This is a genomic window from Christiangramia sp. (assembly GCF_029937855.1).
In the GTDB taxonomy this organism is placed as follows: Bacteria; Bacteroidota; Bacteroidia; order Flavobacteriales; family Flavobacteriaceae; genus Christiangramia.
The window spans coordinates 1-217 of the sequence record NZ_JAPYPC010000072.1 but is presented as its reverse complement, the minus strand read 5'-3'; the positions used below and the strand labels follow the sequence as shown (position 1 = coordinate 217).

Genomic DNA, 217 nt, shown 5'->3' with positions numbered 1-217 from the left:
TCACCTGATAAACTCGGAGCAGGCCCGGTATAGGCGCTGTTCTCATTTACGGTAGCATCTCCAATAGCATCGATAGTAAAATCAACTGCTTCCGTCTGATCGGTGACATTCACCGTAAGGGTTTGTGTATCGGAAAGGGTTCCGTCGGTTACCGTAACAATGGCCTCATACTCATTATCGCCACTGCCTTCAAAATCAGGAGCTGATTTAAAGGTCA

General features: G+C 47.0%; 1 protein-coding gene. It reads right to left on the bottom strand.

What is annotated here, in order from left to right; genetic code table 11:
- A partial coding sequence (locus Q1K34_RS17920; RefSeq protein ID WP_300442101.1) for a hypothetical protein occupies positions 1 to 217 on the bottom strand: 217 nt, incomplete at both ends.